Annotated in this window: 23 protein-coding genes and 1 pseudogene; 9 read left to right on the top strand and 15 right to left on the bottom strand. The window is 64.6% G+C overall.

What is annotated here, in order from left to right; genetic code table 11:
* Positions 1-2: 2 nt before the first annotated feature.
* Positions 3-959 (top strand): diguanylate cyclase, encoded by a 957-nt coding sequence (locus QYS36_RS20010; RefSeq protein WP_308841118.1) that lies wholly within the window; start codon positions 3-5, stop codon positions 957-959.
* Here the strand turns inward: QYS36_RS20010 and QYS36_RS20005 are convergent.
* The 6 genes from QYS36_RS20005 to QYS36_RS19980 all read right to left on the bottom strand — a co-directional run bounded on the left by QYS36_RS20005 (position 956) and on the right by QYS36_RS19980 (position 6,467).
* A complete protein-coding gene (locus QYS36_RS20005; RefSeq protein ID WP_308841399.1) occupies positions 956-2,113 on the bottom strand; it encodes an MFS transporter in 1,158 nt (385 codons plus the stop codon). The genes QYS36_RS20010 and QYS36_RS20005 overlap by 4 nt on opposite strands.
* Positions 2,100-2,351, bottom strand: coding sequence for a DUF1272 domain-containing protein (locus QYS36_RS20000; protein WP_308841117.1), 252 nt, complete (start codon positions 2,349-2,351; stop codon positions 2,100-2,102). Before QYS36_RS20000 ends, QYS36_RS20005 begins: the two co-directional genes overlap by 14 nt.
* Positions 2,344-3,354 (bottom strand): GlxA family transcriptional regulator, encoded by a 1,011-nt coding sequence (locus QYS36_RS19995; protein WP_308841116.1) that lies wholly within the window; start codon positions 3,352-3,354, stop codon positions 2,344-2,346. The genes QYS36_RS20000 and QYS36_RS19995 overlap by 8 nt, the downstream gene beginning before the upstream one ends.
* A gap of 83 nt (positions 3,355-3,437) precedes the next feature.
* Complete coding sequence (locus tag QYS36_RS19990; protein WP_308841115.1) at positions 3,438-4,463, bottom strand: DNA topoisomerase IB; 1,026 nt, start codon at positions 4,461-4,463, stop codon at positions 3,438-3,440.
* 289 nt (positions 4,464-4,752) lie between these two features.
* Entirely contained in the window at positions 4,753-5,022 is a 270-nt protein-coding gene (locus QYS36_RS19985; RefSeq protein WP_074887633.1) for a hypothetical protein, read from the bottom strand.
* Positions 5,023-5,387: 365 nt separating this feature from the next.
* Entirely contained in the window at positions 5,388-6,467 is a 1,080-nt protein-coding gene (locus QYS36_RS19980; protein WP_308841114.1) for a patatin-like phospholipase family protein, read from the bottom strand.
* A 129-nt stretch (positions 6,468-6,596) separates the two neighbouring features.
* Between QYS36_RS19980 and QYS36_RS19975 the strand changes: the two genes are divergently transcribed.
* Genes QYS36_RS19975 through QYS36_RS19960 form a run of 4 tightly spaced genes read left to right on the top strand, consistent with a single transcriptional unit; the run spans position 6,597 to position 9,208 of the window.
* Positions 6,597-6,905, top strand: coding sequence for a PepSY domain-containing protein (locus QYS36_RS19975; RefSeq protein ID WP_308841113.1), 309 nt, complete (start codon positions 6,597-6,599; stop codon positions 6,903-6,905).
* Positions 6,905-7,219 (top strand): PepSY domain-containing protein, encoded by a 315-nt coding sequence (locus QYS36_RS19970; protein ID WP_308841112.1) that lies wholly within the window; start codon positions 6,905-6,907, stop codon positions 7,217-7,219. The genes QYS36_RS19975 and QYS36_RS19970 overlap by 1 nt, the downstream gene beginning before the upstream one ends.
* A 1-nt stretch (position 7,220) precedes the next feature.
* Positions 7,221-7,889 carry a response regulator transcription factor gene (locus QYS36_RS19965; protein WP_308841111.1) on the top strand — a complete coding sequence of 223 codons (669 nt, stop codon included), beginning with the start codon at positions 7,221-7,223 and terminating at the stop codon, positions 7,887-7,889.
* A complete protein-coding gene (locus QYS36_RS19960) occupies positions 7,886-9,208 on the top strand; it encodes a sensor histidine kinase (RefSeq protein ID WP_308841110.1) in 1,323 nt (440 codons plus the stop codon). The genes QYS36_RS19965 and QYS36_RS19960 overlap by 4 nt, the downstream gene beginning before the upstream one ends.
* 95 nt (positions 9,209-9,303) lie before the next feature.
* Here the strand turns inward: QYS36_RS19960 and QYS36_RS19955 are convergent, their stop codons facing one another.
* Complete coding sequence (locus tag QYS36_RS19955) at positions 9,304-9,900, bottom strand: NAD(P)H-dependent oxidoreductase (RefSeq protein ID WP_308841109.1); 597 nt, start codon at positions 9,898-9,900, stop codon at positions 9,304-9,306.
* A 272-nt stretch (positions 9,901-10,172) separates the two neighbouring features.
* On the opposite strand from QYS36_RS19955, the gene QYS36_RS19950 reads away from it, so the two are divergent.
* From QYS36_RS19950 to QYS36_RS19940, 4 genes and pseudogenes are all read left to right on the top strand, one after another.
* Entirely contained in the window at positions 10,173-11,489 is a 1,317-nt protein-coding gene (locus QYS36_RS19950; protein WP_308841108.1) for a Na+/H+ antiporter family protein, read from the top strand.
* A gap of 106 nt (positions 11,490-11,595) precedes the next feature.
* Positions 11,596-12,420 (top strand): annotated as a pseudogene (locus QYS36_RS24070) (cache domain-containing protein); the annotation flags it as partial.
* 36 nt (positions 12,421-12,456) lie between these two features.
* Positions 12,457-13,278, top strand: a complete 822-nt coding sequence (locus QYS36_RS24065; RefSeq protein WP_374990483.1) for a methyl-accepting chemotaxis protein — start codon at positions 12,457-12,459, stop codon at positions 13,276-13,278.
* Positions 13,279-13,374: 96 nt separating this feature from the next.
* Positions 13,375-14,439, top strand: a complete 1,065-nt coding sequence (locus QYS36_RS19940; protein ID WP_308841106.1) for an AI-2E family transporter — start codon at positions 13,375-13,377, stop codon at positions 14,437-14,439.
* A 290-nt stretch (positions 14,440-14,729) separates the two neighbouring features.
* On the opposite strand, the gene nuoN is transcribed toward QYS36_RS19940, so the two are convergent.
* The 8 genes from nuoN to nuoG are packed head-to-tail and all read right to left on the bottom strand — an operon-like array spanning position 14,730 to position 24,746.
* A complete protein-coding gene (nuoN, locus tag QYS36_RS19935) occupies positions 14,730-16,217 on the bottom strand; it encodes an NADH-quinone oxidoreductase subunit NuoN (RefSeq protein ID WP_308841105.1) in 1,488 nt (495 codons plus the stop codon).
* A gap of 19 nt (positions 16,218-16,236) precedes the next feature.
* The gene (gene nuoM / locus QYS36_RS19930; RefSeq protein WP_308841104.1) at positions 16,237-17,766 is read right to left on the bottom strand and encodes an NADH-quinone oxidoreductase subunit M; all 1,530 of its coding nucleotides are present in this window, start codon (positions 17,764-17,766) and stop codon (positions 16,237-16,239) included.
* Positions 17,767-17,807: 41 nt separating this feature from the next.
* Positions 17,808-19,655, bottom strand: coding sequence for an NADH-quinone oxidoreductase subunit L (nuoL, locus tag QYS36_RS19925; protein WP_308841103.1), 1,848 nt, complete (start codon positions 19,653-19,655; stop codon positions 17,808-17,810).
* The gene (nuoK, locus tag QYS36_RS19920) at positions 19,652-19,960 is read right to left on the bottom strand and encodes an NADH-quinone oxidoreductase subunit NuoK (protein WP_027905359.1); all 309 of its coding nucleotides are present in this window, start codon (positions 19,958-19,960) and stop codon (positions 19,652-19,654) included. Before nuoK ends, nuoL begins: the two co-directional genes overlap by 4 nt.
* A complete protein-coding gene (gene nuoJ, locus QYS36_RS19915; protein WP_308841102.1) occupies positions 19,957-20,466 on the bottom strand; it encodes an NADH-quinone oxidoreductase subunit J in 510 nt (169 codons plus the stop codon). Before nuoJ ends, nuoK begins: the two co-directional genes overlap by 4 nt.
* The gene (gene nuoI, locus QYS36_RS19910; RefSeq protein WP_308841101.1) at positions 20,466-21,014 is read right to left on the bottom strand and encodes an NADH-quinone oxidoreductase subunit NuoI; all 549 of its coding nucleotides are present in this window, start codon (positions 21,012-21,014) and stop codon (positions 20,466-20,468) included. Before nuoI ends, nuoJ begins: the two co-directional genes overlap by 1 nt.
* 13 nt (positions 21,015-21,027) lie before the next feature.
* Positions 21,028-22,020 carry an NADH-quinone oxidoreductase subunit NuoH gene (gene nuoH, locus QYS36_RS19905; protein ID WP_308841100.1) on the bottom strand — a complete coding sequence of 331 codons (993 nt, stop codon included), beginning with the start codon at positions 22,018-22,020 and terminating at the stop codon, positions 21,028-21,030.
* Entirely contained in the window at positions 22,017-24,746 is a 2,730-nt protein-coding gene (nuoG, locus tag QYS36_RS19900; RefSeq protein WP_308841099.1) for an NADH-quinone oxidoreductase subunit NuoG, read from the bottom strand. The genes nuoH and nuoG overlap by 4 nt, the downstream gene beginning before the upstream one ends.
* Positions 24,747-24,786 lie beyond the last annotated feature (40 nt).

Raw genomic sequence — 24,786 nt, 5'->3', positions numbered from 1 at the left:
CCATGGCCGAGAGCATGGATTTAAACGACTTCCACTGGTTGCTGGCCATCGTGCAGAGCATCGATGTCGGTGTGGTGGTGCTCGACCGCCAGTACCGCGTGGAGGTGTGGAACAGCTTCATGGAGAACCACTCCGGGCGCACCGCGCGCGACGCCGCCGAGCGTTCGTTCTTCGAGCTGTTTCCCGAGGTCGATGAAGTCTGGTTCCGCAACAAGGTGGAACACGTCGTCACCCTGGGCACGCCGGCCTTCACCATCTGGGAGCAGCGACCGTACCTGGTGCGCTTCAAGAACTACCAGCCGATCACCGGCCTGGAAGACTTCATGTACCAGAACACCACCATCCTGCCGCTGGTGGCCACCAACAGCAGGATCGAGCACCTGTGCGTGATCATCTATGACGTGACGGGCGTCGCGGTCAACAAGCGTCAGTTGCAGGCCATGAGCGACCAGTTCAAGCATCTCTCGCGTACCGACCGGCTCACCGGGCTGAATAATCGCGGCCACTGGGAAGAGGAACTCAAGCGTGAGCATGCCCGCCATCGTCGCTACGGCAGCAGTGCGGCCCTGGTGATCTTCGATATCGACCACTTCAAGAAGGTCAACGACACCTATGGCCACCAGGCCGGTGACACGGTGATCCAGAGCGTGGCCAAGGTGCTGCGCGAGCAGTTGCGCGATACCGACATCGCCGGGCGCTACGGCGGTGAGGAGTTCGTGGTGTTGCTGCCGGATGTGGATGCAGCCGGTGGGCGGGTGTTCGCCGAACGCCTGCGGCTGATCGTCGAGCGCCTGCAGGTCAGCCACGACGGACAGGTGATTCCCTTCACCATCAGCCTTGGCGTGGCCGACCTGAGCGAGCCCAGCCATGATCATCAGCAGGTCATCCAGTGGGCCGATCAGGCGCTGTACAACTCCAAGCGCAATGGTCGTAATCAGGTGACGGTGTTCGGCATCTAGTGCGCTAGCGGGGTTCTGGCCCTTGCCAGCACCGCTACGAGTGCAATCGCCAGCAACGGCAGCATGGCCAGGTTGACCTGAAACCAGCCCAGGCCAGTGATCAGTGCCCCGGACGCGAAGGCGGCGCAGGCCGCGACGCTGCCATTGGCCAGTTCCATCAGCCCTTGGGCCTTGCCACGTTCGGCTGGCTCATGGGCGCTGGCCAACAGGGTGGTGCCGGCCACCAGCATCAGGTTCCAGCCGATCCCCAGCAGCAGCGAGGAAATCAGGAAATAGGCCTGAGACTGGCCGCTCAACCCGACCAGCGCACTGCCGCCCAGCAGCCCGATACCCAGCATCGCCACCGGCTTGCTGCCCAGGCGATCCACCAACGGGCCGGCAATCAGCGCGGGCAGGAACATGCCCAGCATGTGCCACTGGATCACCTGCGCGGCGCTTTCCAGCGGCAAGCCACAGAAGCTCATGGCCAGCGGCGTGGCGTTCATCACCAGAATCATCAGGCCATGGCCAATGGCGGTCACCGCCAGCGCACAGCGAATCGCCGGGCGGGCCAGCAGACCAAGCAAGTCGCCACGCGGTGCCACGGGGATCGCCCCCTCACGCAGAGCGCTGAGCAGCAGCAGGCCAAACAATGCCAGCACGGCCAGCAGCACATAGGCGCCCACGAAAGGCGTACTCAGTGCGTTGCGCGCCCAGAGGGTCAGGCTCGGGGCGATCAGCGCCGCGCAGATACCGCCGGCGATCACCCAGGCCGCCGCGCGCCCCTTGTGGGCGTCGTCCACCGTCTCCAGGGCGGCGAAGCGGTAGTACATGGCGGAGGCCTGATAGACCCCAATCGGCAGCGCACCGAGGCAGAACAGCACGAAATCACCCAGCCAGACGCCCAGGGCGCTGATCAACCCACCGACAATCCCGGCCGCAGCGCCCAGGCTCAGGCCCGGCCGGCGGCCATGGCGCTGCATGAACAGCGACAACGGGTGGGTCGACAGCAGGTTGCCGAGCACTAGCAAGGCCAGGGGCAGGGTCGCCAGGCTGTTGTAGGGCGACAGCTGCATGCCGATCAGCGCGGTGAGGGTGATGCCGATCAGCGAACAGCTCCAGTACAGGCCCTGGGCGAGGAACAGGATCAGCAGCGCAGGATTACCCATCAGCAGCATGGCATCCTCCTGCCTGGAGCACGCGCAAGGTCGAGGGCGGATTGGCGGGCAGCTTGGCTGCCGGGCGGATCGGCCGACGCACCAGCTCCCCCGAGCAATTCGGGCAGTGCCCCTGCAGGTGGGTATCGGCGCATTCGCTGCAATAGGTGCATTCGAACGAGCAGATACGTGCCTCCAGGGAGTCGGGCGGCAGGTCACGGTCGCAGCATTCGCAGTTGGGGCGCAGCTCAAGCATGGTGGTTCTCCCGGCCGAAACGTTCGGCATATTGCTGGGGGCTGATGGACAGGTGTTTGTGAAACACCCGGCGCAGGTTTTCCGGGTGGCCGAAGCCGGTCAGCTGGGCGACGGTGCTGATCGAGGCCTGGGCGTCCTGCAGCAGGCTGCGAGCGGCTTCCAGGCGTACGCGCTCCACGTAGCCCGCCGGGCCGGTGCCCAGCTCCCGGGCGAATACCCGGGACAGGGTGCGCGGGGTCATGCGTGCCTTGTTCGCCAGCGCTTCGAGTGACAGGTCGCCGACCAGGTTGGTGGGAATCCAGTCGAGCAACTCGGCCAGGCGCGGCGTGCGGCTCGGCTCCGGAGCGAGCAGGGCGCTGAACTGCGCCTGACCGCCCGGGCGACGCAGGAACATCACCAGGCGCCGCGCCACCGCCAGCGCCATGCTGCGGCCCAGGTCGGCTTCGACCAGGGCCAGTGCCAGGTCGATCCCGGCGGTGACGCCAGCGGAGGTGAACAGGTGCTCGCTGCCATCGCCCGCTGCCGGGTCGTAGGTGTGCAGGCAGTCGCTGTCGACCAGCAGCCGGTGGTGTTGGCGCAGGGTGTCGATGTCGGCCCAGTGGGTGGTCACCCGCCTGCCGTCGAGCAGGCCGGTACGCGCCAGGATCAGCGCCCCCGAACAGATCGAGCCGAGGCGCCGGATATCGGGCTCGGCCTGTTGCAGCCAGCTCAGCAACCTCTGGTTTTCGCATTGCTCTGTTTCGCCCAAACCGCCGGGAATCAGCAGGGTATCCAGGCTGGCGGGGTCCACCTCGGCCCAGGCGAGGTCGGCCACCAGGCGTATGCCCGAGGAGCTGTTAACCGGCCCTGGCTGGTCGGCGAGCAGCAGCAGCCGGTAGGCATCGCTCAGGCCCTGGCGATTACGCTCGACGTTGGCGGAAGCGAACACCTGCATTGGGCCGACCACATCCAGGCTCATGAAGTCCGGGTAGATCAGTGCGGCAATGCATTTGCGGTGGTCCATGGCGGCCCCTCGTCGAAGAGGAGCCCAGTGTGGGCACAAAGCAGGGTGGCAGCAATGACATAAAGCCCACAGATCTTGCCACGTCAGGAGGCGGGTAGTTTTTCCAGAAAGCGCATCAGCAGGCTTTCTTCGCTGCGCAGCCCCTTGCGCGCGGCCGCCAGGCGCAGGTCGGCCAGCTCACCGGCGTGGAAGGCCTCGATCAGCGCCGGGTGGATGTAGCACTTGCGGCACACCGCCGGGGTATTGCGCAATTCTTCGGCAACCTGCTTGACCATGCCGACCACGTGTTTCTTGGCCGAGCTCTCCGGCTGCCACTCCAGCTCACGCAGCAGCGTCAGCGCCAGGGCACTGCCGGCCCAGGTGCGGTAATCCTTGGCGGTGAAGTCCGCCCCGGTAAGCTCACGCAGGTAATTGTTGACGTCGGTCGAGGTCACCGTGTGGCGCTCGCCATTGGCGTCCAGGTACTGGAACAGGTGCTGGCCCGGCAGCTCCAGGCAGCGGCGGATGATGCGCGCCAGGCGGCGATCACTGACTTCCACCTCGTGCTCGATACCGCTCTTGCCGCGAAAATGGAAGCGAATCGCGCTGCCCTGCACCTCGACATGGCGGTTGCGCAGGGTAGTCAGCCCATAGGAGCGGTTTTCCTTGGCGTAGCGCACGTTACCGATGCGGATCAGCGTGTTGTCGAGCAGGGTGATCACGGTGGCCATGACCTTTTCCCGACCGTGTTCGGGCAACAGCAGGTGCTGCTCTATGGTCTGGCGCAGTTTCGGCAACGCCTTGCCGAACAGCAGCAGGTTGGCGTACTTGTCGGTGTCGCGCACTTCGCGCCAGCGCGGGTGATAGCGATACTGCTTGCGGCCCCGCGCATCACGGCCGGTCGCCTGCAGGTGGCCCTTGGGGTCGGGGCAGATCCACACGTCCACATAGGCCGGCGGGATCGCCAGGGCATTGATGCGGGCGATCTCCTGCGCATCGCGGATACGCTCGCCACTGGGCTGGAAGTAACAGAACTTGCCGCGCAGCTTGCGGCGGCTGATGCCGGGCGTGCGATCGTCGACGTAGTGCAGGTCGTTGGGCAGTTCGGACGCTACCGACAGGCTGCTCATCGCGGCGTTTCCGCAATCAGGCCATGGGCCGACGGGGGCAGGCGGTGTGCGGCGCGATTCGACGTGGGGGGCAGGGTTATGGCGAGGTTTTGCATGCCGGTCAGCTCATGGCAACAGTTAAAGTCTTAGCCCGCCGAAAGCGAGGGGAAGTTCAGACTTTAACGCGCACCACGAGGCGAGCCGTTGAATGAAAACAGCGGGACGCTTTTATAGCGGGTGTATCGCTGGGGCAAGTTGCCGCACCCTCGGGTGCGGCAACTTTCAACACAACACAACACGGTGCCAGGGTTTATTCCGGCATGCTCCAGGGGGCGAGATCGAAGCCCTTGCGGCTTAGCTCGTCACGGGACTTTTTCAGGGCCTTGGCCAGCTCCTGTGGGTCGCTGTAGATGCTGCTGGTGAGTTGCGCACGGTCGATCAGCGGCGTATTGGTACGGTCGACGATCGTCAGGTTCAGTACGCCGGTACCGTCCTGCGGCGCCCAGGCCACGCAATGAAAAGGTTGAAAGGCGCGGTCGGCAATCAGCAGTGCATCATTGAAACGCAGCGAAGCGTTCATGGGGTCGGTTCTCCGAGTGTTTCCCAATGAATCATAGTGTCAGCGTGCATGTACAACGCTGACGTTCCTAGCTGTTGATGGTTCGATGAGCCCTGCAAGTCACATCCAATTAAATTAATTTCCAAAAAAATTGAAAATTAAGTTGTGAAGTTGACGGGCATCAAAGTTTTCAAGGGGTGGCGACACGCTGTCAGGCAAATGCGCTTACTGCCGATCCACGAAAATCTCATCAACACTCAATAGGAAAATGGCCCTGCTGATCAGTTCCGTTAAGTTCAGTTTTTATTAACGGCGCCAAGCGCTTAATTTGATTAAAGCGGTTATCGTCGGTTTCCTGACAGCGCGCCCACCACGGGCGAAGCCGGCTACAGCGGCGCCAGGTGCTCAGCCAGGCGGCCCGTTTCGCTCAGTTCGAGAAATTCATCGCCCAGGCGCCGGCTCTCATCCATCGCCTGGCGCCAGTAACGCTCACGCCCGGCGTCGTCGCCCAGAAATCGGCTGAAATCCTTGCGATCCGGCAGCTTGCCGAAGGGCAGGCGGGCCAGGTAGTCACGTGAAGGGGCCAGCAGCAACACGTTCTGCAGGCGTATGGCATCGCCCCGGCGCCAGGGCATGCCCTTGTCGAACCAGCCGGGAATGATGCGATCGGTGAAGTGCGGGTAGAGCACCACGTCGTCGCCGCTATAGGGCAGGTCGAGGTGATAATCGAGCAGGCCACCGTCGCGGTAGGTGCCCGGGCCTGCACCTGGAATGTCGCGCACGCCCTGCATGACGAACGGGATCGAGCCGGAGGCCAGCAGGGCGTGGCGCAGGTTGCCGACATCCAGCGGCAGGCAGCGTGAAGGGAAATCGGTCAGCGGATGCAGCGGCGGCGGCAGACGTGCGTCGTGCAGGATCACCCGCTCGAAGTGGCGGGCCAGGCGCGGGCGGCCGAGCAGGTTGCTGCCGATCACCGACGACAGCCCCATGCCCAGGGAGCGGCGGTCGTCCTCGGCAAGCCGGCCATGGCTCTTCACCACCATGATGTTGAGCCGGTAGTGGGGGTTGTCGAGCACCGCGGCATCCTGATGCTGCAACAGCTCATCGAGCATCCGCACGCAGCGCTCGGTCACCTCGCGGATGCCTACACCCTTGGCGAAACGCATGCCGGTGTACAGCTCGCCCAGGCGGTGCAAGGCCGCCGCCGGGTCGGGCAGGCAGGCGCTGGCGAAGCGCCAGGAACCGATGGACGCACCGATAAGCGAGCGCTCCCGTGGCGCCCGGGCCAACCAGTCGCCGAACAGGGCGACATCCAGCCCCTGAATGCCCAGCGCCTTGGGCCCGCCCGCCGCACCGGGCAGCGTCCCGACATCGCCAGGCTGCAGGCCGCGCTCGCGAATCCGCGCCAGGGCTCGCTGGCCGGCCTTGAGGGTGAGGGCAGGGAATTTGATCTGGATGGCGCTCATGCCGACCTCCGCTGAACAGGCGCCAGTATAGAGCCATGAACAGCCCCGGTCTGTGGGCCAATTCAGGTTGAATTAAGTCGCTCCCCTTAACCTGAACAGCGTCGAAACACGATTAATCAGGAGATCACCATGAACAAACTGACTGCCCTGTTCGCCGTTGCCGCACTCACTGCCACCGCGGGTATCGCCCAGGCTCGAGACCTGGGGCCGGATGAGGCGCTGAAATTGCGTGATGCCGGTACCATCCAGTCGTTCGAGAAACTCAACGAGGCTGCCCTTGCGGCCCATCCCGGCGGTAAACTGGGCGACACCGAACTCGAGGAAGAATACGGCCGCTACCTCTACCAGGTAGAAATCCGCGATGCCCAGAACCAGAAGTGGGACGTCGAACTGGATGCCACCAATGGCACCGTCCTCAAGAACCACCAGGATGATTGATGAAAGGCAACCCCGTTTTTCGCTGCATCTGCATCGTTTCACTGGCCGCGCTGACGTGCGCGGCCAGTGCACGTGACCTTGACCAGGACGAAGCGCGGGATTTACGCCTGAGTGGCGTGATCCTGCCGCTCGACCAACTGATGCGCGCTGCCCTGGAACGCTATCCGGGCGCGACCCTGCTCGAAGCCGAGCTGGAAGAAGAAGACGATGTCTTCGTCTATGAAGTGGAACTGCTGACCCGCGAGGGCGTGGTTCGTGAACTGGAGCTCGATGCCCACGACGGCAAGATCCTGAAGGATGAGGTAGACGACTGACATGCGCCTGTTGCTGGTTGAAGACCACGTTCCGCTTGCCGATGAACTGATCGCCTCACTGACCCGCCAGGGCTATGCCGTGGATTGGCTGGCCGATGGCCGCGATGCCGTGTACCAGGGTGCCAGTGAGCCCTATGACCTGATCATTCTCGACCTCGGTTTGCCTGGCAAACCGGGGCTCGAGGTGTTGCAGCAATGGCGCCAGGGCGGTCTGGCCACCCCGGTGCTGATCCTTACCGCGCGCGGCTCCTGGGCCGAGCGCATCGAGGGCCTGAAAGTCGGCGCCGATGACTACCTGAGCAAACCCTTCCACCCCGAGGAATTGCAGCTACGCATCCAGGCGTTGCTGCGCCGGGCCCGCGGCCTGGCCAACCAGCCACAGCTGCAGGCGGCCGGGCTGCACCTGGACGAGAGCCGGCAATGCGTCAGCCGTGGCGAGCAGGTCATCGAGCTGACCGCCGCCGAGTTTCGTCTGCTGCGTTACTTCATGCTGCACGCCGGGCAGATCCTCTCCAAGAGCCACCTGGCCGAACACCTGTACGATGGCGAAACCGAGCGCGACTCCAACGTCATCGAGGTGCACGTCAATCACCTGCGCCGCAAGCTCGGCCGCGAGGTGATCGAAACCCGCCGCGGGCAAGGCTATCGGTTCACCGGTAGTACCGCTTGAGGTCGATCCAGCGGCGCCTGAGCCTGGGCCTGATCAGCGTGCTGCTGATCATCGGCCTGCTGCTCGCGCAGACCTGCCTGTGGCTGTTCGACAGCAACCTGCGGCGCTACATGCAAACCGGCCTCGAAGAGGAGGCGCAATCGCTGCTGATCGCCCTGGTGCGCGGCCCGTCCGGCATCCAGCTCGACGAGTCGCGGCTTAGCGCGGCCTATCAGCGGCCGTATTCGGGCCTGTATTTCCGTATCGATTTCAGCGACAAGCGCTGGCGCTCGCGTTCGCTGTGGGACAGCGAATTGCAGCCGTCCGAGGTCGATGGCCTGCAGCCCGAATTGCAGGAAGGCCCCCAGGGCCAGGTACTGGTGGCCTTTCGAGGCGAATATCGGCGCTTCGGACAGGACCTGACCATTACCGTGGCCCGCGACTATACGCCGGTGCTGGACAGCTTCCGCCGGGTAAAGCGCATTGGCCTGGCGCTGGGGCTTGGCGGCCTGGCGCTGATCCTGCTGCTGCAGCGCCTGGCGGTCAGCCGTGCATTGCGCCCGCTGGAACAGACCCGCGTGCAGATCGCCCAGTTGCAGCAAGGGCAGCGCTCGGAGCTGGATGAGCAGGTACCCGAGGAGCTGGAGCCGCTGGTCGAGCAGATCAACCACCTGCTGGCGCATACCGAAGATACCCTGAGACGCTCGCGCAACGCCCTTGGCAACCTCGGCCATGCGTTGAAGACGCCATTGGCAGTGCTGGTCAACCTGGCTTCCCGGGACGAATTGCGGGCTCACCCCGAGCTGCGCGACAACCTGCTCGAACACCTGCAACAGATCGAGCAGCGCATCGCCCGCGAGCTGGGCCGTGCGCGCCTGGCCGGCGAGGCGCTGCCTGGCGCGCACTTCGATTGCCAGGAGGAGCTACCGGGTTTGTTCTCCACCCTCGGCATGATCCACGACAGCGGCATCGAGCTGAGCTGGCAGGTTTCACCGCCCGACTTGCGCCTGCCGCGTGATCGCGAGGATCTGCTGGAACTGCTGGGTAACCTGCTGGACAACGCCTGCAAGTGGACGGACAGCCAGGTGCGCCTGCGCATCGAGCGCAGCGACTCGGCTTATGTGCTGAGCGTCGATGACGATGGCCCCGGGATCGACAGCGAGCGCCGCGAAGAGGTGCTCAGCCGCGGCATTCGCCTGGACGAGCAGACCGCCGGGCACGGCTTGGGGCTGGGCATCGTGCGCGACATCGTCGATGCCTGGGACGGCAGCCTGACGCTGCACGACAGCCAGCTGGGTGGTTTGCAGGTCAGGATCGAGCTGCCGCTGCGCGCGCGATAATTGCCTTTCCCGAATCGCCCCCGGGTTTCGCTGTGCTCTACCCGGGCTACCCAGGCGGATCACCTGGGGCGCTCCGTCGTTCCCCCCCTCGCGGCTCACATGCCGTTGGTAAACGCCGGGTCGCTGAGGTCGATGCTGGCGCGCACCGGTTTCAGCGCTTCGCCGTACTTGGCCAGGATGTCCAGCGCGTAATCGATACGGGCGCGAATGCGGCTGTCGTCCTCGCTGGCCGGTTGCTCGTCGTTGAGCACCTTGGTTACCGAGCGGATGATCAGGTGTTCGGGCAGGTAGTTCACCCGGCAGTTCTTGTAGCTGGAGCTGCGCAACTCGGCAATCGGGCTACCGCCGCCGATACCTGACGACACGCCCACCAGCAGCCCCGGCTTGTGCGCCAGCTCGGCCTTGCTGGCGTAGATGAAGAAGTTCTTGATTGCCGGGCCGGCCATGCCGTTCCACTCCGGGGCAATCACCACCACCGCATCGGCGCGCTGCAGGCGTGCGCCGTAGTCGGCCCAGGTGCCGGTGTCTTCGGCAGGCCACAGCGGCAGCGGGCCGGTGCCCAGGTCGATGACCTGGCTGAGGGCGGCGCTGGTCTTGCCCAGGGTGATCAGGCGTTGACGCAGGAAGTGGGCAACCTTGGCGGATTGGCTTTGCGGGCGGCTTGAGCCGGCGATCAGGATGATATCGAGCATGGGGGCCTCCGTTGATGACAAGGCCGTAAGGCTAACGCCGGCTATTGAAAGCGCAAAGTACCTTGGTGCGCTTTGCCTGGCGGATGCCTCGCCTGCGTGGCGGTGGTTTTGACACCCAGGTCAGCTTGCGGCAGAGTGCGACGCTTTTTGTGGCCCGCCATCCTTGGCGGCAACCCTGTGGGCTGTCGCCAGCGAGGTGAAAAAATCGCTCCCGGCGATTTTTACGTAGCCCGCCGATTACGCCGCATTGGCGGCGATTCTAGGAGCCTCTCATGAACGCAGTTATCGCCGCCGTTGGCATCATGTTGATTCTCAGCCTTTGCCGGGTGCATGTGGTGGTGGCGTTGATCACCGGGGCCCTGGCGGGCGGCATGATTGGCGGCCTGGGCATGCAGGGCTCGCTGGCCGCCTTCAACAAGGGCCTGGGTGGCGGAGCTACCGTGGCACTGTCCTACGCTCTGCTCGGCGCCTTCGCCGTGGCGATCGCCAAGTCCGGCCTGGCCCACGCATTGGCCGACAAGGCACTGGCCATGGTCGGGCGTCAGGATCAGCACGGCGGCGGCGCACTGAAGTGGCTGCTGCTGGGCCTGCTCTTGGCAGTGGCCATCTCGTCGCAGAACATCCTGCCGATCCATATCGCCTTCATCCCGCTGCTGGTGCCGCCGCTGCTCTACGTGATCACCCGCCTGCAGCTCGATCGACGGTTGATCGCCTGCGTGCTGACCTTCGGCCTGGTCACACCCTACATGTTCCTGCCGGTGGGTTTCGGCAACATCTTCCTCAACGAGATTCTGCTCGCCAACGTGGCACGCAGCGGCATGGATGTCAGCGGCGTGAACGTCAGCCATGCCATGCTGATCCCCGCCATGGGCATGGTTGCTGGCCTGCTGTTGGCGCTGTACAGCTACCGTGGCAAGCGCCGCTATGACCTGGAGCGGGTCGAGCGTACCGAGCGGGTGAGCGTCAGCTACAACGCACGCAGCCTGATCGTCGCCGGCGTGGCAGTGGCCATCGCCTTCGCCGTACAGCTGTGGCTCGATTCGATGATCATCGGTGCCTTGCTGGGTTTCGTGGTGTTTTCTGCTTCGGGCATCGTGCGCTGGAAGGAAACCGACGGCCTGTTCACCGAAGGCATGAAGATGATGGCGATGATCGGCTTCATCATGATCGCCGCTTCCGGCTTTGCCGAAGTGATGCGCGAGACCGGCGAGGTGAAGGGGCTGGTCAACGCCAGTGCGGCGCTGATCGGCGACAGCAAGGGCCTTGCTGTGCTGATGATGCTGCTGGTGGGCCTGGTGGTGACCATTGGCATCGGCTCGTCGTTTTCCACCGTCCCGATCATTGCGGCGATCTTCGTGCCGCTGTGCGCGCAGCTGGGCTTCAGCCCGCTGGCCACGGTATGCATCGTCGGTGTGGCGGGTGCCATCGGCGATGCCGGCTCGCCGGCGTCGGACTCGACCCTGGGCCCGACCGCTGGCCTGAACGTGGACGGGCAGCACGATCACATCTGGGACACCGTGGTGCCCACCTTCCTGCACTACAACCTGCCCCTGCTGGTATTCGGCTGGGCCGCCGCCATGCTGCTGTAAGGCGTCCGGCGCAATTACCCGCGCGTTCAAGGTTTCGCGGGCTGCTGCCGATGACCTGAGTAGAAGCCAGCTATCCTTGGCTTTGTCTGGTCAAAGGAAAATAACAATGCGCCTGACCTTGAAATCCAAAGTTGTGCTATTGGCCCTGGTTCCCGTTCTGCTGTTTGCCCTGGTGCTAAGCGGCGCCGCTGCCAAGGTGCTGTACGGCCTGGCGGAGCAGGAGGTGATCGAAACCCGCGAGCGCCTGCTCGATGAGAAGCGCAACGAGCTGCAGAACTACAGCGCAATTGCCATGGGCGCCGTGCAGAGCCTGTACGACGCCGCGCCCAACGGCGATCTGGAGAGCCGCAAGCAGGCCATCACCATCCTGTCCAAGATCAAATATGGCAAGGACGGCTACTTCTTCGGCCATGACTCCAATGTGGTACGGCTGTTTCGCAGCGACAGTCCCGTGGATGTGGGCAAAAGTCTCAATGATCGGCGCGACGTCAACGGCGTGTTCGTGAACCGCGAGCTGGTGCGCGTCGCCAAGGACAACAGCTACTACGTCAACTATTCCTCGCCGTTGCCCGGCAACGAGTCGATCCAGGTGCCCAAGCTCGCCTACAGCTACTACCTGCCCAAGTGGGACATGGCCCTCGGCACCGCGGTCAACCTGGACGGCGTGGAGGCGCAGATTGCCGAGGTGCGCACCGGTATCGATCAGCGGGTGAGCACCATCATCACCAGCATTCTGGTGATCGCCGTGGTGCTGCTGGTGATCTTTGGCGTGGTCGGCGGCATTCTGGCCAACACCTTTTTGCGGCCGCTGCAGCAGATCAAGGCGAATCTCGACGATATCGCCGCCGGCGAAGGCGACCTGACCAAGCGCCTGCCGGTCACCAGCCGCGACGAACTGGGTGAGCTGGCTGGCTCGTTCAACCGTTTCGTCGACAAGGTGCACGGCCTGGTGCGGCAGATCAGCGAAATGACCAGCCACCTTACCGAACTGGTCGGCCAGGTGGCGGCCCAGGCACAGCGCTCCGAGCAGGCCATGGAACGCCAGCGCCACGAAACCGATCAGGTGGCCACGGCCATCAACGAGATGTCCGCCGCGGCCCACGAGGTGGCCAAGAGCGCCCAGGGGGCTGCCGAAGCGGCTCAGCAGACCGACCGCGAAGGGCAGGTGGCCAAGCAGGTGGTGGACGGCAGCATCGAGCGCATCCATTCGCTGGTCGGCGACATCCGCGGCAGCGGCACTTCGCTGGACAGCCTGCAAAAGGACGTGCACTCCATCGTCAGCGTGCTCGACGTGATTCGCTCCATCGCCGAGCAGACCAACCTGCTGGCGCTCAACGCAGCCATCGAAGCGGCACGGGCCGGGGAGGCCGGGCGTGGCTTCGCGGTGGTCGCCGATGAGGTACGTGCCCTGGCCAGCCGTACCCAGCAGAGCACCCAGGAAATCCAGGGCATGATCGACCGGCTGCAGGGCGGTACCCGCGATGCGGTCAATGCCATGCGCCAGTCCAGCGATGCCGGCGAGCTGACCAGCGAACAGGCCAACAAGGCCGGGGCTTCGCTGGATGCCATCGCCGGCCTGATCGGCACCATCAATGCCATGAACGCGCAGATTGCCAGCGCGGCCGAGGAGCAGACCGCGGTGGCCGAGGAGATCAACCGCAGCGTGCACCAGATCGCCACCGCGGTGGACAGCGTCGCCGATGAAACCCGCCAGGGCGCCGAGACCGCACGCAGCCTGGCGCAACTCGGTCAGGGCCTGCAAAACCTGGTGCGCCAGTTCCGTATCTGAGGCCGCGGCGGGCAGGGATGCTCGCCCAGCCAATAAGAGTGCACTTTGTCGGCGGCAGGGGAGACTAACAGGCATACCCCCTCGTGTGACCGGACCATGCAGACGACTTCCCTCGAAAAGAAAACCTTCATCCTCCTGCTCGCCCTGGTGACGATCGCTTTCATCTGGATACTCATGCCGTTCTACGGCGCAGTGTTCTGGGCGGTGGCCCTGGCTGTGGTGTTCGCGCCACTGCAGCGGCGCATGGCACGGCGCATTGGCGGGCGCGGCAACCTGTCGGCATTGCTGACGCTGATCATCTGCCTGCTGGTGGCGATTCTGCCGGTGATCTTCATCACCTCGGCGATGGTCGCCGAGGGCACCAGCCTCTACCAGCGCATCGAGTCCGGCGAGCTGGACGTCGGCGCCTACGTGACCAGCACCAAGGAAATGCTGCCGCCGTTCCTGCAGCAGCAGATCGATCGCCTCGGCATGGGCAACATGGCCGACCTGCAGGAAAGCATCACCAGCGGCGCCGCCGCCGGTAGCCAGTACCTGGCGACCAAGGTGTTCGCGATCGGCCAGGGCACGTTCCAGTTCGTGATCAGCTTTTTCATCATGCTGTACCTGTTGTTCTTCCTGCTGCGTGATGGACAGGAGCTGGTGCGTGACATTCGCATGGCCGTACCCCTGGGTGACAACACCAAGCGTCGCCTGCAGATCAAGTTCACCCGCGTGGTGCGCGCCACGGTCAAGGGCAACATCGTCGTGGCGGCGGTGCAGGGCGCCCTGGGCGGGCTGATCTTCTGGGTACTGGGCATTCCCAGCCCCTTGCTGTGGGGCGTGCTGATGGCCTTTCTGTCGCTGCTGCCCGCCGCCGGTGCCGGCATCGTCTGGGCACCGGTGGCCGTCTACCTGTTCCTCAGCGGAAGCATCTGGCAGGGCGTGGTGTTGACCCTGTTCGGCGTGCTGGTGATCGGCCTGGTGGACAACATCCTGCGCCCGATCCTGGTCGGCAAGGACACCCGCATGCCCGACTACCTGATCCTGATTTCCACCCTGGGCGGCATGGCACTGCTGGGCCTCAATGGTTTCGTGCTCGGCCCCCTGGTGGCCGCCTTGTTCGTCGCCAGCTGGAACCTGTTCGCTGCCGGCAAGAAGACCGTCAGGCTGCCCGAATGACAGCCCGCGCCAAGCAAAACGGCTGCTTGAAAGGTAGCCGTTTTTCTTTGTCACTCGGACGGTAGCCTGGGTAGCGCGCCGCGAAACCCAGGAGCGGGCGAGGGAATGAGGGCATCCTAGCTGCTCCCTGCGCATCGCTTCGCTCAGCAGCAGGCAAAGCACGCCACCGGACCCGTAGCCTGGGTGTAACGAAGTGAAACCCGGGGAACAGCCTGGCGAAGACCAACCCGCTGCGTGAGGCACAAACAAAAACGGCTGCCCACTGGCAGCCGTTTTTCGTCGCACGTGGGTCAGAGCGCCACAGTGGCCAAGCCAGCCTGCTGCACCAGGTCCAGCAGCGGTTGCGGGTACACACCGAGGATAAAGGCCAGGGCCGCCACCAGCATCAGCATGATGCCGCCGGCACGCTGGCCCCAGTTGAACGGCGCATCGTGGCGCTGCAGGTTCGGCTCGTTGAGGAACAGGGTGACCATCACCCGCAGGTAGTAGAACACCGCGATGGCGCTACCCAGAATCAGCGCGCCGATCAGCCACCACAGTTGTGCCTGCACACCGGCGGCGATGACGTAGAACTTGCCGATGAAGCCTGCAGTCAGCGGAATGCCGGCCAGCGACAGCATCATCACCGTCAGCACGGCGGTCAGGTACGGGCGCCGCCAGAACAGGCCGCGGTACTCGTACAGCGCATCGGCGTCACGGCCGTTGTAGGGCGTGGACATCAGGGTGATCACCCCGAAGGCGCCCAGGCTGGTCAGCACGTAGGTGGCCATGTACACGCCAATGGCCTCGACGGCCAGGCCCTTGCTGGCGATCAGCGCCACCAGCAGGTAGCCGAAGTGGGCAATCGACGAATAGCCGAGCAGACGCTTGAGGTTGTTCTGCACCAGGGCCAGCAGGTTGCCGAACAGGATCGAGGCGATGGCGATGACCGTCAGCAGGTCGTTCAGCCAGCCGCCGGCGGTGGCCGGGGAGAGCTGATACAGGCGCAGCAGCACGGCGAACACCGCGACCTTGCTGGCGGTGGCCAGGAACGCCGCCACCGGCGCGGGTGCACCTTCGTAGACGTCCGGCGTCCACAGGTGGAACGGCACCATGGACAGCTTGAAGGCCAGGCCGATGAGCATCATGCCGATGCCGATCTGTACCAGTTGGCTGCCGCTGGCGCCGGCCAGGCTGGCACCGATTTCGGCGAAGCTCAGGCTGCCGGCGTCGGCATACAGCAGCGCCATGCCGAACAGCAGGAAGGCGCTGCCGGCCGCCGACAGCACCATGTACTTGATGCCGGCTTCCAGCGAGCGCTTGTTGAAGTAGGCGTAGGCGATCATCCCGTAGGTGGGTACCGAGAGCAGCTCCAGGCCGATGAACAGCCCCGCCAGGTGCTCGGTGCTGACCAGCACCAGGCCGCCGGCCGCGGAAAGCAGCAGCAGCAGGTACATCTCCTCGCGGTTGCGCGGGTAGCCCTTGGTCTTGCCATCGCTGACCGTGGCCTCGCCCAGGTAGGCATGGGTCAGGGTCACGCAGGCCAGCGTGGCGATCAGCACCAGTGCCATGTAGTAGCAGGCGAAGGTGTCGATCTGCATCAGCGGGGTGACCTGCAGCGGCGCGACGCCGATAGCTGGCAACAGCGACAGCAGGGCGGCGTTGAGGCCGATCACCGAGAGCACGAAGGTCATGCCATGGCTGCGTTTCCAGGCGATGGCCAGCATCACCACCACCACGGTGGCGCAGGTGACCAGCAGCGGTAGCAGGGCGATCAGGTGTTGGGTGGTGAATTCCACAGCGTGATGTTCCATAGCGTTACTGGCCCGTAGCGAGTTGATTGAGGGCGCCACTGAACCACTGCTGCACGCCTTGCATGCTGGCGGCAGAGGTATCGAGCACCGGCTGCGGGTAAACACCGAGCAGGATCAGCAGCACGGCCAGGCACAGCACCATGCTCAGTTCACGAAATTGCAGGCCGGGTAGCGGGCTGTCGTTCTTCACCGGGCCGAAGTGCGCGCGGTGAATCATGATCAGCGAGTACACCGAACCCAGGACCAGGCCGGTGGCGGCGATCACGGTGACCCAGGGCGCGGCCGGGAAGCTGCCGATCAGGATCAGGAACTCGCCGACGAAGTTACCGGTGCCCGGCAGGCCCAGCGCCGCGGCGGCGAAGAACAGGCTCAATGCCGGCAGCCAGGACATGCGCGCCCAGATACCGCCCATCTCGCGCATGTCACGGGTGTGCAGGCGTTCGTACAGCTGGCCGCAGAGGATGAACAGCGCCGCTGCCGACAGGCCGTGCGCCATCATCTGCACCACCGCGCCCTGGAGGGCGATCTGGCTGCCGGAATAGATGGCGATCAGCACGAAGCCCATGTGCGACACGCTGGAGTACGCCACCAGGCGCTTGATGTCGGTCTGCGCGAAGGACAGCAGGGCACCGTAGATGATCGCGAACACGCCCAGGTACATGGCGATCGGCGCGAACTCCGCCGAGGCATTCGGGAACAGCGGCAGGGCGAAACGCAGCAGGCCGTAGGCGGCGGTTTTCAGCAGGATGCCGGCCAGGTCCACGGAACCGGCGGTCGGCGCCTGGGCGTGGGCGTCCGGCAGCCAGGAGTGGAAGGGCACCACCGGAAACTTGACCGCGAAGGCGATGAAGAAGCCGAGCATCAGCAGGTATTCGGTGCCCTCGGAAAGCTGGGTCTTGAGCAGGTCCGCGTAGTTGAAGGTGAACACGCCGGTCTGGTTGAAGTGCACGAACACCAGGCCGAGGATCGCCACCAGCATCACCAGGCCGCTGGCCTGGGTGAAGATGAAGAACTTGGTCGCCGCGGTGATGCGGCTCTTGCCAGGGCTGCCGCTATGACCCCAGAGCGCGATGAGGAAATACATCGGCACCAGCATCATTTCCCAGAAGAAGAAGAACAGGAACAGGTCGATGGCCAGGAACACGCCGACCACGCCGCCGAGGATCCACATCAGGTTGAGGTGGAAGAAGCCGACGCGGTTGTGAATCTCGCTCCACGAGCAGAGTACCGAGAGCACGCCGAGCAGGCCGGTCAGGGTGACCATCAAGACCGACAGGCCGTCCATCGCCAGGTGGATGCTGATGCCGAAGCGCGCGATCCACTGCACCTGGAACTCGTGGGCCCAGCGCGGCTCGCCGCCAGGCGCAGGGGCCAGGCTGAAGTCGCCGGTGCCCCACAGCCACAGGCCGAGGCCGAACAGCAGGGACATGGTCAGCAGCGCGATCCAGCGTGGCAGGGTGGCGCCGAAGCGCTCGCCTTGCCAGCACAACAGGCCGCCGATGAAGGGAATCAGGATTAGCCAAGGCAGAATCATGACGGACGGGATTCCTTAGAAAAAGTATTCGGGATCATCGGTCAGGCCACCAGCACGGCGGCAAGCACCAGCACGGCACCCCCGGCGATGGAGATGGCGTACCAGCGCAGATGTCCGGTCTCGCTGCGGCTCAACACGCCATGACCGCCGCGCGCCAGGCGCGGGATGATGCCGATGGCACCATCGATGGGGTCACGGGCGAGCACCCGGCAGAGGAACAGGTAGGGCTGCACGAAGATCTTGTCGTACAGCCAGTCGAAGCCCCAGGCGGCGAACCACCAGGCCGACAGGAAGCGACCCGGCGCGCTGCCGGCGACGGCACTCACGAAACTGCGCTTGCCGAGGAACAGCATCGCGGCCAGCAGGATGCCGGCCAGGGCGATGCAGCCGGAGACGATTTCCAGGCTGTGCTTGGCCTCGCCACCGGCATGCCCGGCACTCTGCGGCAACACGCCAGCCAACGGCGGGGTGATCCAGGCGCCGATGAAGGTCGACAGCACGATCAGCACCAGCAGCGGCAGGTTGTGGGCGATGCCATGGCCGGCATGGGCCTCGGTCTTCTGCTCGCCATGGAAGGCGATGAAGATCAGCCGGAAGGTGTAGATCGAGGTCATGAAGGCGCCCAGCAGGCCGGCGTAGAGCAGGCCGGAGTTGCCGCTGGCGAAGGCTTCCCAGAGGATTTCGTCCTTCGAATAGAAACCCACGGTGATCAGCGGCAACGCCGCCAGGGCCGAGCCACCGACGATAAAGCTGGCGTAGGCCAGCGGCAGCTTCTTCCACAGGCCGCCCATCTTGAAGATGTTCTGCTCGTGGTGGCAGGCATGGATCACCGAGCCGGAGGCGAGGAACAGCAGGGCCTTGAAGAAGGCGTGGGTCATCAGGTGGAAGATCGCCGCGTCCCAGGCACCGACGCCCAGGGCCAGGAACATGTAGCCGATCTGGCTCATGGTCGAGTAGGCGAGGATGCGCTTGATGTCGGTCTGCACCAGGGCTGCGAAACCCGCCAGCACCAGGGTCACGCCGCCAACGATACCGACCAGCTCGAGAATCTCCGGGGTCAGCAGGAACAGGCCGTTGGTACGGGCGATCAGGTACACGCCGGCGGTGACCATGGTCGCGGCGTGGATCAGCGCCGAAACCGGCGTCGGGCCGGCCATGGCGTCAGCCAGCCAGGTCTGCAGCGGCAGCTGGGCGGACTTACCGACCGCACCGCCAAGCAGCATCAGGGTCGCCAGCCACAGCCAGGTGTCACCCGCTGCGTATTTCTGCGGGGCCAGCACCATCAGCTCCTGGATGTTCAGGGTGCCGAGGTTGAGGAACAGCAGGAACAGGCCGATCATCAGGAACACGTCGCCGATGCGGGTGACGATGAACGCCTTCAGCGCCGCGTTCCCGTTGGGCACGTGCTTGTAGTAGAAGCCGATCAGCAGGTACGAGCACAGGCCTACGCCTTCCCAGCCGAAGAACAGGGTCATCAGGTTGTCGCCGAGCACCAGCAGCAACATGCTGAAGATGAACAGGTTGGTGTAGGAGAGGAAGCGCGAATAGCCCTCTTCACCACGCATGTACCAGCTGGCGAACAGGTGGATCAGGAAGCCCACCCCAGTGACCACACCGAGCATGGTCAGCGACAGACCGTCCAGATACAGGGTGAAGCTCGGCGCCAGGCCTTCTACGCTCATCCACTGCCAGAGGGTCTGGGTGTACACGCCACCGGCGGGCGGCGCGCTGTTGAATTGCCACATGATCCAGGCGGTGGTCAGTGCCGACAGGCCGACCGAGCCGACCCCGATGACGGCGGCAGCGCCTTCGCGCAGGCGGCCACGGGAAAAGGCCAGGATGAACCAGCCGATCAGTGGGAACAGTAAGGTCAGGAATAGGACGTTCATCCGCGCATCTCGCTGGCTGCGTCGATATCGAGGGTGTGGAAGCGGCGGTACAGCTGCAGCAGGATCGCCAGGCCGATGCTCGCTTCGGCGGCGGCCAGGGCGATCACCAGAATGAACATGATCTGCCCGTCCGCCTGGCCCCAGCGTGCGCCGGCGACGACGAAGGCCAGGGCGGCGGCGTTCATCATCACTTCCAGGCTCATCAGCACGAACAGGATGTTGCGGCGCACCATCAGGCCGACCAGGCCGAGGCTGAACAGCACGCCGGCCAGCGCCAGGCCGTGCTCCATTGGAATACCGTTCATGGGGTAGCGTCCTTGATGTCGTTGCGGCCCAGGTGATAGGCGGCGACCAGCGCGGCGAGCAGCAGCATGGACGCCAGTTCGACGGCCAGCAGATAAGGGCCGAACAGGTGCACGCCAACGGCTTTGGCATCGACCGTGGTATGGCCGATGGTGGCACCGCTCGGCACCGCGAACAGCACGTACAGGAGCTGGCCGAGCAGCACCGCGGAGAGCAGCGCCGGGCCGATCCAGATGCCCGGCGTCAGCCAGGTGCGTTCCTGTTCGACGGAGGCCGGCCCGAGGTTGAGCATCATCACCACGAACACGAACAGCACCATGATGGCGCCGGCGTAGACGATGATTTCCAGGGCGCCGGCGAACGGCGCGCCAAGACTGAAGAACACCATGGACACGGCGAGCAGCGAGATGATCAGGTAGAGCAGGGCGTGCACCGGGTTCTTGCCGGTGATCACGCCCAGGGTCGAGGCAACCGCGACCCCTGCGGAGAAATAGAAGGCGAATTCCATTATGGCAACAACCCCTTGACGTTGATCGGCTCGGCTTCGTCCTGCGCGGCGCCTTTCGGCTTGCCGGCAATGGCCATGCCGGCCACGCGGTAGAAGTTGTAGTCCGGGTTCTTGCCGGGGCCGGAAATCAGCAGGTCTTCTTTCTCGTACACCAGATCCTGACGCTTGAACTCGCCCATTTCGAAATCCGGGGTGAGCTGGATCGCGGTGGTCGGGCAGGCTTCCTCGCACAGGCCGCAGAAGATGCAGCGCGAGAAGTTGATACGGAAGAAGTCCGGGTACCAGCGACCGTCCTCGGTTTCCGCCTTCTGCAGCGAGATGCAGCCCACCGGGCAGGCCACGGCGCACAGGTTGCAGGCCACGCAGCGTTCTTCGCCATCGGGGTCGCGGGTCAGCACGATGCGCCCGCGATAGCGCGGCGGCAGGTAAACCTGTTCTTCGGGGTATTGCAGGGTGTCGCGCTTGCGGAAACCATGGCTGAACACCATGGCCAGGCTGCGCAACTGGGTACCGGTACCGACCAGCACATCCCATATGTATTTGAACATTTTACGATTCTCCTTACTGGGCCGTGGCCAGCACGACGGCGCCGGTCACCAGCAGGTTGATCAGGGTCAGCGGCAGACAGAACTTCCAGCTGAAGGCCATGACCTGGTCATACCGTGGGCGCGGAATGGAGGCGCGCAGCAGGATGAAGATCATGATGAAGAAGCAGGTCTTGATCGCGAACCAGAAGAACGGGATCTGCGGCAGGATGCCGAACGGGCCGTGCCAGCCACCGAAGAACAGGGTTACCAGCAACGCCGAAATGGTCACGATGCCGATGTACTCACCAACGAAGAACATGCCCCATTTCATCCCGGCGTATTCGATGTGGTAACCGTCGGCCAGCTCTTGCTCGGCTTCCGGCTGGTCGAAGGGGTGACGGTGGGTTACCGCCACGCCCGCGATGAAGAAGGTACAGAAGCCGAAGAACTGCGGAATGATGAACCACAGGTTGTCGGCCTGGTAGTCGACGATGTCGCGCATGTTGAACGAGCCGACCTGGGCGACGATGCCCATCAGCGCCAGGGCCAGGAACACCTCGTAGGAGACCGTCTGGGCCGAGGCGCGCAGCGCGCCGAGCAGGGCGAACTTGTTGTTGCTCGACCAGCCGGCGAACAGCACCGCGTACACCGAAAGCCCGGCCATGGCGAAGAAGAACAGGATGCCGATGTTCAGGTCCGCCACGCCCCAGTTGGGGGTGATGGGGATGATCGCGAAGGCCACCAGCATGGCGCCCATGCCGATGATCGGCGCCAGGGTGAAGATCATCTTGTCGGCGAACGGCGGCGTCCAGTCTTCCTTGAAGAACATCTTCAGCATGTCGGCGGCGATCTGGAACATGCCGAACGGCCCGACCCGGTTGGGGCCGTAGCGGTCCTGCCACCAGCCGAGCAGGCGCCGTTCGACGAAGCTCAGCAGCGCGCCGCAGACCACCACGGCGAGCAGGATGACGATGGCCTTGAGCACTTCCTGGATGATGTCGAGCAACCCGGGTGTCAACCAGCTCATCGTGCGGCCTCCCCAATGTCGGTCACCGGCGCACCGGCGATACCGGCTGGAATGCCCGCCAGCCCCACCGGCAGGCCGACCAGGCCGATGCCCAACTCTTCGCTGACGCGCAGCGGCAGGCGCAGGTTCTGGCCATTGACGCTCAGTTGCAGCAGGGCGCCATCGTTGACACCCAGGCGGTCGGCTTCATCCTTGGCCAGCGCCACGTAGGCGGCAGGCGTGCGTTCGGCGATCGGCGCGGCGCGCGAGGACATCTCCTCGCTGCCAAACAGGTGGTGCAGCGGCACCGCCTGCCAGGTGCCCTGAGCCGGGTTGAAGGCCGTCGGTGCGCTGAACCAGGCCAGGCTTGCGCCCTTGCTTTCGATCAGACGCACACCGGGGTCGCCGGCGCGCAGGTGACCACCGACTTCGTCCTGGAACTTGTTCCAGGCCTGCGGCGAGTTCCAGCCTGGCGACCAGGCGAACGGAATCTGCTGACGATCTTCCTGGCTGCCCGAATAGCCTTCCATGGAGAAGGCGAAGGCGCTGTCCTTGTCCTGGGGCTGACGTGGCTCGTGCACGCTGATATTGGCGCGCATGGCGGTACGACCGCTGTAGCGGTGCGGCTCGCGGGCCAGCTTGAGGCCCTTGATGCGGAACGAGGCGCTTGGCGCGGCATCACGGATGCCGGCCAGCTGGGCGTTGCTCTCGGCGCAAGCGGCAGTGACCTGATCCAGTTGAGTCCAGTCGACGCCACGGTTTTGCAGGGTGCTGTGCAGCGCGTGCAGCCAGCGCCAGCCTTCACGCACCAGGATGTTGGCGTCGTAGTAGGACGGCTCGTAGACCTGGAAGAAGCGCTGGGCGCGGCCTTCCTGGCTGACCAGGGTGCCGTCGCCCTCGGCGAAGCTGGCCGCCGGCAGCAGCAGGTGCGCCTTGGCGGTGGTGGCGGTGCTCTGGTGATCGGCAACGATCACCACCTTGGCGGCCGCCAGGGCAGCGTCCACTTTGCCTGCGTCGGCGCGGTGGTAGAGATCGTTCTCCAGCACCACCAGGGCATCGGCCTGACCGCAGGTGAGCGCTTCGAGGGCGTCGTCCAGGCTGTTGCCAGCGAATTTGTCGCCCATCAGCAGGGCCAGGCCCATGCTATTGGCTTCCGGCACCACCAGGCTGATGGAGCCGTTCTTCTCGCGGTTCTTCAAGGCGCTGGCGATGTTGGCAGCCGCCTCGATCACGGCGCGATTGCCCAGCGAAGCACCGGAGACGATCAGCGGGCGCCTGGCATTCAGCAGCGCATCGGCGATGCGTTGCACCAGCTCGGCGGCCTCAGCCTCCAGGCCTTCGACAGCCGGCGCGCTCGGGTCGATGGCGTGAGCCACGGCGAAACCGACACGGGCCAGGTCGTCCGGCGCGGCGTGTACGCACTGCTCGGCAATATCATCGAGGCGGGTAGCGGTGACGCTGGCGATGAACAGCGGGTTGAGCGCGTGCTGGGCGACGTTCTGCACGGCCGCCATGTGCCAGTCCTGAATCTTCGCACCGGCAGCGATTTCGGTGGCCTTGCCCTTGACCGACTGGCGCAGGGCCAGGGCGACGCGCGCCGCAGTCTGGGTCAGGTCTTCACCGAGCACGAACACCGCGTCGTGGCTTTCGATGTCGCGCAGGGTCGGCACCGGCAGCGGGCCGTTCTGCAGCACATCGCGAATCAGGCGGATATTGGCCTGCTCGGCGGCGGCGATACCGGAATAGAAGTTGCCTTCGCCAACCAGTTCGCGCAGGGCGAAGTTGCCCTCCAGGCTGGCACGCGGCGAACCGATGCCGATCACCTTGCGGTTCTTCAGCAGGGCAGCGGCCTGATCCAGTGCGGAGTCGATGCCCATCTTCATCTTGCTGAGCACCATCAGCGGCTGACGCGGGCGATCCTCACGGTTGACGTAGCCATAGCCGAAGCGGCCACGGTCACAGAGGAAATACTGGTTCACCGAGCCATTGAAGCGGTTCTCGATGCGGCGCACCTCGCCGTAACGCTCACCGGGGCTGGTGTTGCAGCCGCTGGAGCAGCCGTGGCAGATGCTCGGCGCGAACTGCATGTCCCACTTGCGGTTGTAGCGCTCGGAGTGGGTCTTGTCGGTGAACACCCCGGTCGGGCAGACCTCGACCAGGTTGCCGGAGAACTCGCTCTCCAGGGTGCCGTCTTCGACGCGGCCGAAGTACACGTTGTCGTGGGCGCCATAGACGCCCAGGTCAGTGCCGCCGGCGTAGTCCTTGTAGTAGCGCACGCAGCGGTAGCAGGCGATGCAGCGGTTCATCTCGTGGGCGATGAACGGACCGAGTTCCTGGTTCTGGTGGGTGCGTTTGGTGAAGCGATAACGCCGGGCGTTGTGGCCGGTCATCACCGTCATGTCCTGCAGGTGGCAGTGGCCGCCTTCCTCGCACACCGGGCAGTCGTGCGGGTGGTTGGTCATCAGCCATTCGACGACGCTCTTGCGAAAGGCCACGGCCTCTTCGTCGTCAATGGAAATCCAGCTGTTGTCGGTGGCCGGGGTCATGCAGGACATGACCAGCCGGCCGCGCTTGTCGTTCTCGTCGGTGTACTGCTTCACCGCACACTGGCGGCAGGCACCAACGCTGCCAAGCGCCGGGTGCCAGCAGAAGTAAGGGATGTCGAGACCGAGGGACAGACAGGCCTGCAGCAGGTTGTCCGCACCATCGACTTCGAGATCTTTGCCGTCTACGTGGATAGTGGCCATTTTCTTCAGTCTTCGTTTGCCCACCCGAAGGTGGACGGGC

The organism is Pseudomonas sp. G34 (genome assembly GCF_031119625.1).
In the GTDB taxonomy this organism is placed as follows: Bacteria; Pseudomonadota; Gammaproteobacteria; order Pseudomonadales; family Pseudomonadaceae; genus Aquipseudomonas.
Note: the sequence above shows the minus strand (reverse complement) of the source record. Positions and strands in the feature narration are given on the sequence as shown.

Excerpts from the sequence above, each read along its gene's own strand:
- QYS36_RS20000 (WP_308841117.1), bottom strand. The coding sequence starts at position 2,351 with ATGCTTGAGCTGCGCCCCAACTGCGAATGCTGCGACCGTGACCTGCCG.
- nuoI (WP_308841101.1), bottom strand. The coding sequence starts at position 21,014 with ATGTTCAAATACATATGGGATGTGCTGGTCGGTACCGGTACCCAGTTG.
- QYS36_RS20010 (WP_308841118.1), top strand. The coding sequence starts at position 3 with ATGGCCGAGAGCATGGATTTAAACGACTTCCACTGGTTGCTGGCCATC.
- QYS36_RS19950 (WP_308841108.1), top strand. The coding sequence starts at position 10,173 with ATGAACGCAGTTATCGCCGCCGTTGGCATCATGTTGATTCTCAGCCTT.
- nuoK (WP_027905359.1), bottom strand. The coding sequence starts at position 19,960 with ATGAACGGTATTCCAATGGAGCACGGCCTGGCGCTGGCCGGCGTGCTG.
- QYS36_RS19970 (WP_308841112.1), top strand. The coding sequence starts at position 6,905 with ATGAAAGGCAACCCCGTTTTTCGCTGCATCTGCATCGTTTCACTGGCC.
- QYS36_RS19990 (WP_308841115.1), bottom strand. The coding sequence starts at position 4,463 with ATGAGCAGCCTGTCGGTAGCGTCCGAACTGCCCAACGACCTGCACTAC.
- QYS36_RS19965 (WP_308841111.1), top strand. The coding sequence starts at position 7,221 with ATGCGCCTGTTGCTGGTTGAAGACCACGTTCCGCTTGCCGATGAACTG.
- nuoL (WP_308841103.1), bottom strand. The coding sequence starts at position 19,655 with ATGAACGTCCTATTCCTGACCTTACTGTTCCCACTGATCGGCTGGTTC.
- nuoH (WP_308841100.1), bottom strand. The coding sequence starts at position 22,020 with ATGAGCTGGTTGACACCCGGGTTGCTCGACATCATCCAGGAAGTGCTC.
- QYS36_RS19940 (WP_308841106.1), top strand. The coding sequence starts at position 13,375 with ATGCAGACGACTTCCCTCGAAAAGAAAACCTTCATCCTCCTGCTCGCC.
- QYS36_RS19955 (WP_308841109.1), bottom strand. The coding sequence starts at position 9,900 with ATGCTCGATATCATCCTGATCGCCGGCTCAAGCCGCCCGCAAAGCCAA.
- nuoG (WP_308841099.1), bottom strand. The coding sequence starts at position 24,746 with ATGGCCACTATCCACGTAGACGGCAAAGATCTCGAAGTCGATGGTGCG.
- nuoM (WP_308841104.1), bottom strand. The coding sequence starts at position 17,766 with ATGATTCTGCCTTGGCTAATCCTGATTCCCTTCATCGGCGGCCTGTTG.
- QYS36_RS19995 (WP_308841116.1), bottom strand. The coding sequence starts at position 3,354 with ATGGACCACCGCAAATGCATTGCCGCACTGATCTACCCGGACTTCATG.
- QYS36_RS24065 (WP_374990483.1), top strand. The coding sequence starts at position 12,457 with ATGACCAGCCACCTTACCGAACTGGTCGGCCAGGTGGCGGCCCAGGCA.
- QYS36_RS19975 (WP_308841113.1), top strand. The coding sequence starts at position 6,597 with ATGAACAAACTGACTGCCCTGTTCGCCGTTGCCGCACTCACTGCCACC.
- nuoJ (WP_308841102.1), bottom strand. The coding sequence starts at position 20,466 with ATGGAATTCGCCTTCTATTTCTCCGCAGGGGTCGCGGTTGCCTCGACC.
- QYS36_RS19980 (WP_308841114.1), bottom strand. The coding sequence starts at position 6,467 with ATGAGCGCCATCCAGATCAAATTCCCTGCCCTCACCCTCAAGGCCGGC.
- QYS36_RS19985 (WP_074887633.1), bottom strand. The coding sequence starts at position 5,022 with ATGAACGCTTCGCTGCGTTTCAATGATGCACTGCTGATTGCCGACCGC.